Source organism: Crateriforma conspicua, assembly GCF_007752935.1.
GTDB lineage: Bacteria > Planctomycetota > Planctomycetia > Pirellulales > Pirellulaceae > Crateriforma > Crateriforma conspicua.
Genome location: NZ_CP036319.1, coordinates 2,443,312 through 2,458,311, shown reverse-complemented (window position 1 = coordinate 2,458,311; position 15,000 = coordinate 2,443,312). Strand labels below are relative to the sequence as shown.

The following is a 15,000-nucleotide window of genomic DNA, read 5'->3' as shown; positions in this document are numbered from 1 at the left end:
GTTTTGGGTTTCAGGTGACTGGTTTGGGACGTCGCTGATCGATAACGGCCGGCCGACCGATGGGCCGCCGGGCCGTTACCTTTCACCTCGTATCAGATCGGGCGTTTCTCCAGCTGCATGTTCAACGCCAGGCCGCGGATTTCATTGGTCAACACGTCAAAGCTGGCGGGCGTGCCGGCTTCCAACGTGTTTTCGCCCTTGACCATCGATTCGTAGATCTTCGTACGACCTTCGACGTCGTCGGACTTCACCGTCAACAGTTCCTGCAGGATGTAAGCGGCACCGTAAGCTTCCAGTGCCCAGACTTCCATTTCCCCGAACCGTTGTCCGCCGAAGCGAGCCTTGCCGCCCAGCGGTTGTTGGGTGATCAACGAATACGGGCCCGTGGAACGTGCGTGAACCTTGTCGTCGACCAAGTGGTGCAGCTTCAACATGTAGATGTAACCCACCGTGGTTTCCTGCTCCATCGGTTCACCGGTGCGACCGTCACGCAGTCGAACCTTTCCGTGGGCGGGCAATTCCGCGTCAGCCAACACCTGGTTGATGTCTTCTTCGCTGGCACCGTCGAACACCGGCGTGATCGCTTGGAAGCCCATCTTGGCACCGGCCCAGCCCAAGTGAGTTTCCAAAATCTGTCCCACGTTCATCCGGCTGGGAACACCCAGCGGGTTCAACATGATTTGGATCGGCGTGCCGTCGGGCAGGAAGGGCATGTCTTCGATCGGCAAGATCTTGGCGATCACCCCTTTGTTTCCGTGACGACCGGCCATCTTGTCGCCGACGCTGATGCAACGCTTGGTCGCGATGTAAACCTTGACCATTTGCAACACGCCGCTGCGAAGTTCATCGCCACGCTTCATGCTGTTCAGCTTGCGGTCGCGGTTATCCAACGCGTTTTCGACGTTCCCCCACTGGTTCTTGTAAACCTGGTGGACGGCTTGCTTCTTTTCCTCGTCTTCGACCTGGTCCATGGCGTGGTCGATGCGGAACACGTTGGCCCGCTCGGCGACGAACTTGGGATCCTGGCCGTCGGCCAACGGGGTCCCGGTGGTGTCCTTCAGCTTCTTGCCGGCCGCTTCTTCCAAGTCGCGAATGAACGATTCGAACGTGCTGGCGATTTCCGCGTTGCCCGTCGTTTCGGTTTCTTTCAGTTCACGCTCGAACGCCTTGCGTTCTTCGTCCGACAGACTCATTCGACGCGAGAACTTCTGGGTGTCGATGACGATCCCTTCGATCCCCGAGGGGACTTCCAGCGAATCGTTCTTCACGTCTTCACCGGCACGACCAAAGATCGCGTGCAACAGCTTTTCTTCCGGCGTCAATTCGGTCTTGGACTTCGGTGATACCTTGCCGACCAGGATGTCGCCCGGCTTCACATAGGTTCCGACCTGAACGATGCCGCTTTCGTCCAACGCGGCCAACGCTTTTTCGGAAACGTTGGGAATATCGCGAGTAAATTCTTCGCGACCCAGCTTGGTTTCGCGAATTTCCACGTCGAAGTCTTCGATGTGGATCGACGTGTAGGTGTCGTTGCGAACCAGTTCTTCGCTGATGATGATCGCGTCTTCGTAATTGAAGCCTTCGAACGACATGAACCCGACCAAGACGTTTCGGCCGAGCGCCAATTCACCATTCCGGGTGGCGGCACCGTCGGCAATGATTTGGCCTTTTTCGACCTTGTCACCGACCGTGACCAGCGGCTTTTGGTTTTGGCAGGTCCGCTCGTTCAAGCCCTGGTACTTCTTCAGCTCGTAATGGTCGCTACCGATCTCGATGCGGGTCGCATCGGCGCGGGTGACCTTCCCGGCTCGCCGAGCCCGGATGACCATCGAACTGTTCTTGGCAACTTCTCGTTCCATCCCGGTTCCGACGATCGGTGGTTCGGCGACCAACAGAGGCACGGCTTGCCGCTGCATGTTCGAACCCATCAACGCGCGGTTCGCGTCGTCGTGTTCCAGGAAAGGAATCAGACCGGCCGACACACCGACCATCTGGGCCGGCGCGACGTCCATGTAGTGGACCTGGGTCGGTTGGACGATTTCAAAGTCGCTGCGGAAGCGGGCGATCATGTTCGGCCCCGGCACCAACGCACCGTCCTTGACCTCGGTATCGGCCGGCGCGACGTAAGATTCGCTTTCTTCGTCGGCACGCAGCCAAACGACGTCGTCGGTGACCTTTCCTTCGTCGACCTTGCGATAGGGCGTGACCAAGAAACCGTAATCATCGACACCGGCAAAAATCGCCAACGAACTGATCAGACCGATGTTCGTGCCTTCCGGCGTTTCAATCGGACAGATTCGACCGTAGTGAGAAATGTGGACGTCCCGGACTTCGAAGCCCGCCCGTTTCCGGTTCAAACCGCCCGGACCCAACGCCGACAAACGTCGCTCGTGAGTCAACTGTGACAACGGGTTGGTCTGGTCAACGACCTGTGAAAGTTCGCCACGGCCGAAGAAGTAATCGATCGCCGCCGAAACGCTCTTGGGGTTGATCAGCGAACGCGGGGTCATGTCCTGGGCGTCCTTGACACTCATCCGTTCCTGGACGGTCCGTCGCAGCTTCAGGAAGCCCTTGCGGAGTTCTTCGCAGGCCAATTCGTCGATCGTTCGCAGACGACGGTTGCCCAAGTGGTCAATGTCATCGATCTCCGCACCGGTGTCCGGATCGAACAAGTCGATCAGGTAGCGGATCGCGGCGATCATGTCGTCCGGACGCAGCGTCATTTCCGACTCGGCGACGCCCAAATCCAGCTTGCGATTCAAGCGGAACCGACCGACCTTGCCCAAGCGATAACGGTTGCTGTCGTAGAACTTTTCATCGAACAGCGTCTTGGCCTTTTCCAGCTGCGGCGGGTTACCCGGACGCAGACGCTGATAGATCCGCAGCAACGCTTCTTCGTGGCTGGCGGTGTTGTCTTCACCCAAGGTATTGAAGATCAATGGCACCTTGGGGGCATTCATCAACTCGACCGACTTCACCTCCGCGGTGACGATCTTCTCGGCGACGTCCTTGCTGATCCGGTGACCGGCTTCGACAAAGATTTCACCGGCACGTTCGTGACCACGGGGGTACACGATGTCGTCGACGGCGATACGGCCCTCGATCTTTTCGGCCGAACTGCTGTCCAGCTTTTCGGTGTAGGTTTCGTAGAACGCGTTCAGCAGGTCCGCGTCGGTCGACAAACGCGGGTCCATCGCACGCAGCAACGTGGTCGCCGCAAACTTACCACTCTGGTCGATCCGGACGGTCAACGAATCCTTTTTGGTCACGTTGACTTCGATCCACGAACCACGTTCGGGGATCACACGGCAACTGGGCAATTTACGGTCGGTCGTCGTGTCCTGTTCCAAGACAAAGTCGACACCGGGACTGCGGTGCAACTGGCTGACGACAACACGCTCGGCACCGTTGATGATGAATTCACCGCCGCCCATCATGATCGGCAGGTCGCCCAGATAGACCTCTTCCTCGTGCGGCTCTTCACGATTCAGCCGCAGCCAAATCCGCAGCGGACGGCCATAGGTCAGTCGCAACTGGCGACATTCCTGACTGGTGTAGCGGGGCTTGCCCAGTTCGTAGTACAGGTATTCCAGCGTCGTGTTTCCGTCGTAACTTTCGATCGGAAAGATTTCACGAAGCACACTTTCCAGGCCGAAATCCTTTCGCTTTTGCGGCTCCACTTCCTCCTGCAAGAAATCCGCGTACGAGGCGGTCTGCAGGGCCGTCAAATCTGGCAGTTCGAAGCTTCCAAGGCCGGTGCCAAACTTGCGAATTTCGGTCGGTTCCAGGCGTCGCTTGCTGGTCGTTGCCATAGTGGGTGGGTGGCTCCAAAGAGGAAAAACGATTGGCTCGGGTCAGGGAGAATCGGCGTCGGATCTAACGACAGGCACCGCCGAAGCGGTCGGAAACAAGAATCGGGGCTGCGTGAATTGGGAAGAATGTCATCCGTGCGTGCGAAGCGTTTGCGGCGCGAACGTTCAGCGGAGTCGCCGCGACGTCACCAAGTCAGACCGCAATGGCGGCCGACCCACGTCGGGAAACCTCGTCAGGCAGTATTTGGGGCGGGACAGAGTCGTCCGCCCGGAGAGGGCTGAATCAAGCAATACGCAGTGCGCAAATCCGGGGCCGATAATCACCGCGGTAACCTAGCAAGATAAGATTGGACCGAAAAGGGGAAAGCCCACAAATTTGGCCCGATTTATGCACGGATCGGCGGGATCGCAAATCAGGGGCTCTCAGACGAAGGGGCCTCAGGAGACGGGTTCTCAGACGAAGGGCTGTCGGACCCTGACTCCTCGGCCGATTCCTCTATCGGCCCATCGCCCTCGTCTTCCTGTCCCCCGTCAACCTGTTCCTCCGTCACCTTCTCCTCTTCCTGTCCCCCGTCAACCTGCTCCCCTGCCACCTTCTCCTCTTCCTGTCCCCCGTCAACCTGTTCCTCCGTCACCTTCTCCTCTTCCTGTCCCCCGTCGACCTGCTCCCCTGCCACCTTCTCCTCTTCCTGTCCCCCGTCGACCTGCTCCCCTGCCACCCTCTCTACCATGACGTCCCACGACACCACTTTGCCGCGGAATTCCTGGGGATCCCAGTCGCTGCCCACCGCCGTGCCCCGGTCGCGGCCGATGCTGAGCGGTTCGCCGGGTTGGCGTGCCAGCAATCCGGGCGACTTCGCCTGAATCTTCTCGCCCCCCAAGACCTGGATCGTCATGTTGTCGGCGTCCCAGTTGATCGTCAGATCCACGCGGCCGATGACCACCTGGCGACCGACCACCTCCGTCACGCTGCCGTCGCGACGAATCGAAAAGACCGGACGCCCGTAATCAAACCCCAGGGCATACCCGTTCTGTTGACCGCCCTGGGCCAGCACCACGCCGTGCGGCAAATCGGACACGACGGTCGCCTGGATTTTCAGTTCCGCATCGGCCACCTGAGGCGTTTCCACCGCGTCGACCTCGGCGCGACCGTCGGCCGCCCCGGCCAAGGCCGGAAAAACCACCAGCGGCAAGACCAGTGCGGGAACGATGCATCGAATCCATGAATGATGTGACGAACAGAACATAGCTGGGGCGACTTTTCGCAAGGTGACGTGTTTCCAAAGCACCGCGGACGGCGGGGCCACATTGATTGGCAAGGCCCTCGGTGGCCCCACCGTTTTGACGCATCGGCGTCAGTCGATCCATACCGGGCCCGCCGCATTGATCTTCATCGCGCCGTTGGCCTGCCCCGGCTGTTGACCTCGTTCGGTGTTCCCACCGCCGCCTTTGTGAAGCGATTGCCGGTCGGGCGTGGGGTGCTGCGGCACACAGTCACCGGTCTCACGCTCCCACTGACGAAACAGCTGTCGCATCGTGCCCAGGGTTTCGGCATAGCGAGCTTCGTCGGCCAAGTTGTCGAATTGGCAGGGATCGTTGCGAACGTTGAACAGCATCTCCGCCGGCTGTTGGGGCAGGGTCAGCAGGGCCTGGGCGTCGTTCAGCTTGCCGCGCTCGGCCGCCTGCCAAAGTTCGCGGACCGCGGCAAACACGTACGACGAACTCTCTCCGGCGACGCTGTATCGGTCCGGCCAAGCGTTCCAAATGTACAACCAATCGCCCGCACGAACGGCGCGTTGGTGGTTCTGGTAAACGTGCCAGTTTCTTTCGGCAAACGCCACGTCACGCACGCGAGCGTCGGGATCCTGGAACACGTCCACCAGACTGACGCCCTGAACGGTGTCCGGATGCTCCAGCCCCGCCAATTCCAAAAACGTTCCCGCATAGTCGATCGAGCTGACCAACGACTCGGTCCGTCCGACGGCGACCCCGGGGCCCGCGACGACCAAAGGGGTTTGAATGCCGCTGTCATACAGATACGTCTTGCACCGGGGAAACGGCCGACCGTTGTCGCTGCAATACACCAGGTAGGTATTCTCGGCGATGCCCTGACGCTGCAGTTCGTCCATGACCTTGCCCAAGAAGTGATCCGTCCGACTGACTTCGTGATAAAAGCCGGCCAGCTCGGCCCGCGTTTCCGGACCGTCGAACATCATCGGCGGCACCTGCACTTGCTGGGGATCGTATACCGGCGCGTCGTCGGTGATCTCGAACGCCCGGTGGGCATCATGCGAAGCGAACCAGGCGAAGAACGGCCGATCGGCGGGACGGTTCCGCAAGTGCTGAACCCACTTTTCCGCCCCGGCGGGCTTGGCGTCACTGGATTCGACGAACCCCAACTGTTGTGGCGGCGCCATGTGGTTCTTGCCCGAGATCATCGTGTGATAACCGGCATCGCGCAGCAACTGGACGAACGTGGTTTGATCGTCCGGCAACGTCAGGTGCAACTCCGAGGCGCCGGTGTTATGCGGATACCGACCGGTGATCATGCTGCATCGACTTGGCGAACAAGAACTGATCGTCAAATAGGCGTTGTCAAACACCAGCCCACGATCGGCCAGCCGCTTCAGGTTCGGCGTCGACACAAAGTCGTTGCCGTAAATACTCAGGTCATCCGGGCTGATGTCGTCGGTGATCAAGAACACAAAGTTCGGGCGCGGGTCGGCCGACGTTGCCCCGGCCTGCGAGTCTTCTTTTGATGCCGATGACGGGTCGGCCGGACGACTGTCGACGCGAACGTCCATCACTCCGATGCATTTGTCTGTACCGGACGGCTGCAATGACAAACGAACCGCCCTGGTCACGATGCCGCCCAAGTCGACGTCGTTGTACTGATCCGCCTTGGCCGTGTACGTCGCACCCGCCGGCAACGTAACGTCTTTCCATCCATCACCGTCGTCGGTTTGCACGGTCCAATTGCCGGGCGGACGAATCCCGCGTTGATCGTCATAAAAATAGACGCCCAAGGATCGCAATTCCCTGGGACCATCGAAACGAATTTCGATCCATTGATCCTGGCCACGTTGCGGCCAACTGGTCCAACGCGGCCGCGACTTGTCGGACGATGAAACCGGCTGGATCGGCATCCGCACCGCGTCGGCCGTGTTGTTGGGATGCGTGTACGACGCAAAGGCACGTGAAAACTTCCACTGATCCGGTGTGAAGGCCAGCGAAGCATCCGCGTTGCGAACCCACGGGAATTCGGTCACACGCAGCGTCGTAGCGCCATAAGGAATCAAGGCGATTTCGTCACGCTGGAAATCTTTCGGCAAATCCACCGGGCTCAGCGGTGGCACCGCGGCGCTGTTGCGATGAACCGTCCACTCGGACAATCGGATCCCCACGGTCGTCAAACGGACCGGCGCTGTTTCGCTGGTCCACGGGTTGTCGGGGATCGAATCAGCGACGTCGACCTGGACATTGGCGTCCGGCTGGTTCACGACCGCGCCGGGTAACGCATAATTCCACCGCTGCGTCGGGTGGGCTTCGCGATAGCCGCGGTGCATCGCCGTCTCGGGAACCCCATCGGGTCGCGGCTGAACCACTTCATCCCACCGGGCCGGGACATCCAGGGCGAACACCAACGGCCCGCGTTCGATCGCCTTGGATCGCGCAAACCAAGTGGTACTGCGCAGCGGCATGGGGAAATGCAATTCCACGCGGTCGCCCGATTCCCAGCGTCGCGCAAGCACGTGCATCGTGCCTGCGTCGACCGATTGCATCGCCCCCTCATTGACGCGGACCTGCGCACCTTCGGCCCACGCGGGAATGCGAACGTGCAGCGGAAACGACACCGCACCGCTGTCGACACTTACGTCGATCGCGACGTCCGAGTGGAACGGGTACCCGGTGTCCGTTGAAAGCGTCACCGAACGATTGCCATCGACCCGAGTTGTCACCACCGACGGCGCATAAGCGACCGCGGCCAGCCCGCCATCGGCCGATGCCATCCACAAGTGCTGTGCAAACTTGGGCCAGCCCTGGTGCAGATTACAAGTACAACACGGATAACCACTGACCAGCCCATAAACGACTCGATCGCCGTGGTCATTGAAAAAATCACGAGATCCGAACGTACACTGCACCTGATTGGTTTGCTGGAAGTACTGTCTCGCGTGATGGTCGTCGGTGCACTGTGTTGGCAACGCGTTGAACGCGATCTTTTCCAAACGATCGCCGAATGAAACGTCACCGGTGATCTCAAACATCTTCTCCAGCGAATACATCATCTCCACCGCCGTGCACAGCTCACTGCCACGCTCCGGTGCATCGCCATGCATCGCTTCGTCGCCACCGTACAGCCCATGCGGTTGGCCGTGGAACGTGCGTATGTCGGCAAACGCGTTGGCCACCGCAGCAAGGTGACGGTCGTCTTGGTCCTGTTGCCAACGGATCACCGGCGTCTTCATCATCTGGGCCAAGTTGACACAGTGCAGCGCGTCCCCCTGGTCACCGCGGCGACGAATCATGTTGTCCACGCCCGGCGAAAACCAATCCGTCACGGGGACGGTTTGTTGATGGATCAGATCGGCCAGTTCCAACAAGAACGCATCGCCGGTCACGTTGTACAACCACAACACGACCATTAAATTGTCGCCGCCACGTTGGGCGGCCCACCATGACCCGCTGGCCGGATTGTCGGGATCGTGCAACGGTCGTTTGGGAAGCTCGCTTAATTGAAAACGAAAGTACCGCGTCAAGCTTTCGATCACTCGTGGGTCGCCGGTGGCCATGTAGTGTTGTTGCAAGATCTTCAACATCACCATCCGCGGCCACCAATCATCCGGCTTCAACACTTGCGCACCGCGTGGCGGCGGCACGGTGCGATCGGCGGACTTGATTCCGTAAGGACCGATCTGGCCGCTTTCACGCTGGTTGGCCAACGTCCATTCGATCCACCGCATCGCCTTGGCTTCCAAATCACGGTCGTCCAACAATTTGGCCAGTGGATACAAACCATCGATCCAGTACGGACCGCGCTCCCACGTGTCCCCGTCGCCTCCCAGCCACGCGTTGCGATCGCCACAGACTTCGGGATACCACTGGTCCAGGTGACCGGTCATCCCATCGGCCATCCGCTGCAATTCATCGCGCAGCCAGCCACATGGCTGGATCGAACCAAGCGGCAATTCGCTGTACGGCTTGGCCGCAAGCGGCGCACGATTGAAGACGGGATCAACCGGGCCATCGCCGTCGATCGTCCGATCCGCCGCGGAACACAACACCGGCGTGACGACTGGAACGGACCCGACGGCAAGAAACGCAATCAACCAAGTTCGGGGGGACATGAATCGAAGGAGCATCGAAGGTGGGAAGGAAGGAGAGCATTCGCGGGGGGCCTGGCGTCGATGCAACACGGGATGCATTCACGCGACAGGCTTGTGCGCAACAACATACGACGACCGCACAGCGATCATGGTCAAAAAATTCAAAGCCGCATTCATCGCGGCGATCCGTCCGAGCCGCGACGCCGACCAGCCACGATTCCCCGAGGCTGGTGCCGCATGACGCCGCCACTGAACAGATATCACCGACGCCTGGGCGGGCCACATTCGGCCAGACCTGGTGGACCATCGGCAACGCCACCCCGGTGCCGGTTTGATCTATACTGCGACACTTCTGACAGGCCAGCCTGTCCCCACCCCGTCCACGTCCCACCTGTATCAACAGAGCGTCCATGTCCCCGGTTCTGTCTCGCGCCATCGCGTTTTGCTCCGCGATTTTCCTTGCGTTGCCCGTTTTCGCCGCCGACGATCGGCTGGTGTTCACTCCGCCGGGCGATGGCAACGGCAAACACGTCGTCCTGATCAGCGGTGATGAGGAATATCGGTCCGAAGAAGCGATGCCGATGCTGGGCAAGATCCTGAGCCAAAAGCATGGCTTTCATTGCACCGTCTTGTTTTCGATGTCCGAGGACGGCACCTACATCGATCCGAACAATCACACCGGCATCCGCGGCTGGGAAACGTTGGACGATGCCGACCTAATCATCGTCGGCACACGATTCCGTACGCCGTCCGCGGAAGACGCCGCCCACATGACAGCCTACTTGAATGCCGGCAAACCGATCATCGGTGTGCGGACATCGACGCACGGGTTCAAAGGCGCACAATCTTTCGGCGGCGACATTTCCTATGACAAATGGGGACTTCGCGTCTTGGGCGAAGAATGGGTGCGTCACCACGGCAAACACAAAGTCCAAGGGGCCCGCGGCGTCGTCCAGAAAGAATATGCCGACCATCCGATCTTAAACGGCGTTGGCGAAATCTTTGTGCCCAGCGACGTGTACGGCGTCACCCACTTGACCGACGCCGACCGCGTGTTGCTACGCGGTGCGGTCACCGAATCGTTGGACCCCAAATCCGCCAACGTCGACGGCGAACTGAACGCTCCGATGCAACCGTTTGCTTGGCTGCACACCTACACCGCGCCCGATGGCGGTACGGGCACGTCGTTCTGCACCACCGCCGGCGCGGCAATCGACTTGGCGGACGAAGACCTGCGACGCTTGGTGGTCAACGCGACGTATCACCTGACGGGCCTGGACGTTCCCGCATCGGCCGATGTCGCATTCGTCGATCCGTTCTATCCCAGCTTTTACGGCTTCATTCGCACCGAAGGGTACTGGAAGAACGCCGACCTACAGCCCGCCGATTTCGACTTGGGCCAGTCACCCGCCATGCCCGATCCGAAAGGGTCGCCGGTCTTCGAAGCACGCGACCGACCGAAAAAAAAAAGACGCCGTAGTCTGGCCGATTCGCCAAAATGAACGAGTCGTCGCGGTCGGCAATTCGCTGGCCGAGCGGATGAACCAGTACGGGCATTTCGAAACGCTGTTGCACACGCGTTTTCCCGACAAACAAATTCGCTTTCGCAATTTCGGCTGGCCGGCCGACGAGGTCGGAAACCAACAACGCCCCAGCAATTACACCAAGATCGACGACCCGCTGGAGGTGTTCGGCCCCCAAACGTTCCTGTGCTTCTTCGGGTTCAATGAATCGTTCGCCGGCACCGATCCCGCGGCGATGGAAGCTTTCGTCGCCGACTATCGCGATTATCTGAAACAGCAAACCGAACGTTTCAGCGAAGACGACCGGCAGCCCTCGTTCATCTTGGTCAGCCCGATCGCGTTCGAGGCGACCGGCAACCCGCTGCAGCCCGACGGCGTCCAACACAATCGCAATTTGGCCGCGTACACCGAAGCGATCCGGCAACTGGCCGCCGACGACGGCCACGGCTTTGTCGACCTTTTTACGCCCACGCTGGCCGAGTTCCAAACGGAAGCCGGGGCTCAGTTCACGATCAACGGTGTTCACGTCAACGAAGCGGGCGACCGCTTGGTCGGCCGGCTGATCGACACGGCGATCTTCGGCGACAACCATCCGGTCGGCATCGGGATGTCCAAGTTCGAAGACGTCCGCCGCTGGGTCAACGACAAGTCTTGGTATCACTTGCAAGACTATCGAATGCTGAACGGTTGGTACGTCTATGGCGGCCGCCGTACCTGGGACACCGAAACGTTCCCGCGAGAATACAAAAAGATTCGCAACATCGTCGAAGTCCGCGATCAATACATCTGGGACTTGGCCGCCGGTCGTGACGTGCCCGAACAGCCCGACGATTCGAACACCGGCGACCTGTTCACCCCGGAGACGATGTTCGGCACGCGAGACGAGAATTTTCGAAAGCTGCGCGAACCCGAGGTGCTGGAATACCCGACGCCGGAACAATCGATCCAGATGATGACGGTCCCCGACGGCATGGAGGTGCAACTGTTTGCATCGGAGCGTGAGTTCCCCGAACTGGCAAATCCCAACCAGATCGCGTTCGATAACCGCGGTCGCTTGTGGGTTTCCTGCATGCCGAATTACCCCCAGTGGCAACCGGGGGCCCAGCGTCCCAGCGACCGTCTGTTGATTTTCGAAGACAACGACAATGACGGCCGGGCGGACAAGTGCATCACGTTCTATGACAAGCTGATCTGTCCGACGGGATTTGCATTTTACAACGGCGGCGTCCTGGTCGTCGACGAGCCGCGAATCTTGTTTCTAAAAGACACCGACGGCGACGACCGTGCCGATCTGGTCGAAACCGTCGTCGATGGCATCGCGACCGATGACACGCACCACACGGTCGGTGCCTGGGAATGGTCCCACGGTGGACGGCTTCACATGCTGGAAGGCATCTCGTTGTCGACCACTCTGGAAACACCTTGGGGCGCGTTCCGAAACAAGGGAACCGCCGGATGCTATGTACTGGATCCTCACAGCCTGAGCTTTCAACACTTTCGCACTCCCGGTTATGGCAACCCCTGGTGCCTGGTGTTTGATCCCTGGGGCAATGGCATGGTCGGTGATGGCACCAACGCCAAGCAACACTGGACCAGCCCGCTGTCGGGATACGAAGTGAACACCCGCCGGACACTGGAGCCGAACTTTGACAACGAAGGCATGCGGCCGGCGGTGGGCAACGAATTTTTGTTGTCGCGACACCTGCCCGATGACATGCAGGGGCAATTCATCTATGCGTGCGTGATCAACATGCACGGCATGCCGCGGTTCGAATTACAAAACCAACCAGACGGCGCGGGATTCGACGGCCGGCGTGTGGACGACCTGTTGTCATCGACCGACATCATCTTTCGTCCGGTGGATCCGAAGATCGGTCCCGACGGTGCCGTTTGGTTTGGCGATTGGTGCAACGCATTGATCGGTCACATGCAGTATTCACAACGTGACCCCAACCGCGACCACAAACACGGTCGTGTGTATCGATTGGTCAACAAGAACAAACCGTTGCTGCAGCCGATCACGCAAGCTGACAAAACGGTGGACGAACTGATCCAACAGCTCAGCGTTTACGAACCCCGGACCCGCTATCGCGCCCGACGCGAACTGTGGGATCGTGACCGAACGGAAGTCTTGGCGGCGGTGAAGCGTCACGTCAACGCGACGGACGACCCACAACAATGGTGCGAAGGACTGTGGTTACAGGAAGCGTTTCGCGCCGTCGACACCGCACTGGTCGATCGCATCTTGGCGTGCGACGACTATCGGGCTCGCGCCGCGGCGATCCATGTGCTGACCAACGAACGCGATCGCCAGCCGGCGCTGATCGAATACCTGGAACGTGCGATGGACGATCCGCACCCGCGTGTCCGCTTGGAAGCCGTCCGTGGGCTCAGCTTCATCCACACCATGCGGTCGCTGGAAATCGCGTTGAGCGCCGCCGAACGACCGATGGATTATTGGATCGATTACACGCTGGAACACACACTGCATGCGTTACAGCCCGTCTGGGAACCCGCCCAAAAACGCGACGACTTTCTGGCCAATTCGTCGCAAACGGCCAAAGACTATCTGGTTCGCTTTCAACGCAAGACCGGCCCCGGCGGTGCGGCGGTGACACCGCTGGAGATCGCCGAAAACGAAGATGCATCGGAAATCGATCGGCACAACGCCATCCGCACCTTGGCCGGCCTACGCGGCGGCAGCAGTCGACGTGGCGAAGGTGTTTTCAAACAAGTTTGTTCGGCCTGTCACATGATCGGTGACCTGGGCAAGAAGTTCGGCCCCGACTTAAGCGACATCGGATCGCGAATGACGAAGGAACAGCTGATCACGGCGATCATCCATCCCAATGACACGATCGCCAAAGGTTTCGAAACGGTGACCGTGTTGACGTTGGACGGCGTGGTGCAAACCGGTTTCGTGTTGAAGGAAACCGATGAAGTTCTGTCACTCGGTATCGCCGACGGAAAACAAGTCGACATCCTGCAAGACGACATTGATTTTGTTCAGCCCAAGAAGGCCAGTTCGATGCCCGAAGGTTTGATCAAGACCATCGCGCCGATCGAATTCTTGGACTTGATCAGTTACCTGTCGTCACAAAAATCGATCCGCGGCACACGCGACCGTGACGGTTGGATCGGACTGCAACAGAAAGACGTCCAACTGCGATCACACAACGGTTTCCAAGAAATTTCACGTGACGCCCACATTCGCTTCGGCGGGCGATTCAGCAATTCCAGCTGGAATGACGAGTCGTACTTGTTCCTAAGCGACGTGCCGCGCGAAGCCTTCGACTTTGCGTTCCACAGTGATCACGATACCGACAACCCGCACGTGACCATTCGATTGGCTGGGCCATCGGAAATTCGGTACGTGTGGCTGCGGAATCGAACAGGGCTGCAAGAACGTGCCGACGGATTGACGGTTTGGGTTTCGGACGACGACAAAAATTATCGGCAAGTCTGGCAAGCGGAGAAACCACAAAGCCAGTGGATGATCGAATTGCCGCCGGACACCCTTGGACGTTTCATTCGCGTGGGACTGCCCGAAGGCGGGACGTTTCATCTTTACCAAGGTGCGGTTTACGGCCGGTGACCGGCTGATACGCTTTCGCCCATGCAAACACCACTGTTTCACCGCTGCGTCGCTGAGTTCCTGGGGACGATGTTTTTGATCGTCATCGGTTGTGGCGCCGTCGTCGTCGCCGGACTCGTCGAACCGCTGACTCATGAAGGCGTGGCGATCGTCTGGGGGCTGATCGTGTTGGTATTGATTTACGCGATCGGCGATATCAGCGGATGTCATATCAACCCGTCGGTCACGATCGGTTTTGCCGCGGCCGGCCGATTCCCGCTGCGGGAAGTCGGACCGTACGCGATCGCACAGTTGGCCGGCGCGATCGCCGGCGCGGCGGCGTTGCGTGCGGTGTTCGGTGTGGATTCGACCAACTTGGGTTCGACAGCGATCAACCCGGTCATCACGGTCGCCGGCGGCTTTGCGATTGAATTCATGATGACGCTGATTTTGATGTTCGTCGTGATGGGCGTTTCCACGGGCGCCAAAGAAAAATCGATCACCGCAGGCTTGGCGGTCGGCGCGGTGATCGGAATGGAAGCGATGACGGCGGGCCCGATGACCGGCGCTTCGATGAACCCGTTTCGTTCGTTGGGTCCCGCGTTGGTGTCAGGCAATCTGACCAACATTTGGGTCTATTTGACCGCCACAGTCCTGGGATCTCTCACCGGAATGGCGTTGTACAAATGGATCCGCTGCGTCACGGAATGCGACACACCGGAAGACTGATATTGGCGGATCATCCGCGGACCAATCCTCTGTAC

Annotated in this window: 6 protein-coding genes; 3 read left to right on the top strand and 3 right to left on the bottom strand. The window is 59.5% G+C overall.

Translation table 11 applies throughout. The features are described 5' to 3' along the window. Positions 1 to 92: 92 nt before the first annotated feature. The 3 genes from rpoB to Mal65_RS26975 all read right to left on the bottom strand — a co-directional run bounded on the left by rpoB (position 93) and on the right by Mal65_RS26975 (position 9,160). Positions 93 to 3,812, bottom strand: a complete 3,720-nt coding sequence (gene rpoB, locus Mal65_RS09480; RefSeq protein ID WP_145296486.1) for a DNA-directed RNA polymerase subunit beta — start codon at positions 3,810 to 3,812, stop codon at positions 93 to 95. 413 nt (positions 3,813 to 4,225) lie between these two features. Then, complete coding sequence (locus Mal65_RS09475; protein WP_165701171.1) at positions 4,226 to 5,059, bottom strand: hypothetical protein; 834 nt, start codon at positions 5,057 to 5,059, stop codon at positions 4,226 to 4,228. A gap of 108 nt (positions 5,060 to 5,167) precedes the next feature. Then, positions 5,168 to 9,160, bottom strand: coding sequence for a sulfatase-like hydrolase/transferase (locus Mal65_RS26975; protein ID WP_196784715.1), 3,993 nt, complete (start codon positions 9,158 to 9,160; stop codon positions 5,168 to 5,170). Between the two features lie 389 nt (positions 9,161 to 9,549). Between Mal65_RS26975 and Mal65_RS09465 the strand changes: the two genes are divergently transcribed. From Mal65_RS09465 to Mal65_RS09455, 3 genes are read left to right on the top strand one after another with little or no spacing between them, the layout of a single operon-like run. Beyond that, a complete protein-coding gene (locus Mal65_RS09465) occupies positions 9,550 to 10,641 on the top strand; it encodes a ThuA domain-containing protein (protein ID WP_145296477.1) in 1,092 nt (363 codons plus the stop codon). Beyond that, positions 10,628 to 14,257: a PVC-type heme-binding CxxCH protein gene (locus tag Mal65_RS09460; RefSeq protein ID WP_390621967.1), complete on the top strand. Its 3,630-nt coding sequence runs from the start codon at positions 10,628 to 10,630 to the stop codon at positions 14,255 to 14,257. The genes Mal65_RS09465 and Mal65_RS09460 overlap by 14 nt, the downstream gene beginning before the upstream one ends. A 21-nt stretch (positions 14,258 to 14,278) precedes the next feature. Next, positions 14,279 to 14,965: an aquaporin gene (locus Mal65_RS09455; RefSeq protein WP_145296469.1), complete on the top strand. Its 687-nt coding sequence runs from the start codon at positions 14,279 to 14,281 to the stop codon at positions 14,963 to 14,965. Positions 14,966 to 15,000: the final 35 nt, after the last annotated feature.

What these genes read in the sequence shown, in the direction of transcription:
- Mal65_RS09465 (WP_145296477.1), top strand. Translation starts at nt 9,550, where the DNA reads ATGTCCCCGGTTCTGTCTCGCGCCATCGCGTTTTGCTCCGCGATTTTC.
- Mal65_RS26975 (WP_196784715.1), bottom strand. Translation starts at nt 9,160, where the DNA reads ATGTCCCCCCGAACTTGGTTGATTGCGTTTCTTGCCGTCGGGTCCGTT.
- rpoB (WP_145296486.1), bottom strand. Translation starts at nt 3,812, where the DNA reads ATGGCAACGACCAGCAAGCGACGCCTGGAACCGACCGAAATTCGCAAG.
- Mal65_RS09475 (WP_165701171.1), bottom strand. Translation starts at nt 5,059, where the DNA reads ATGTTCTGTTCGTCACATCATTCATGGATTCGATGCATCGTTCCCGCA.
- Mal65_RS09455 (WP_145296469.1), top strand. Translation starts at nt 14,279, where the DNA reads ATGCAAACACCACTGTTTCACCGCTGCGTCGCTGAGTTCCTGGGGACG.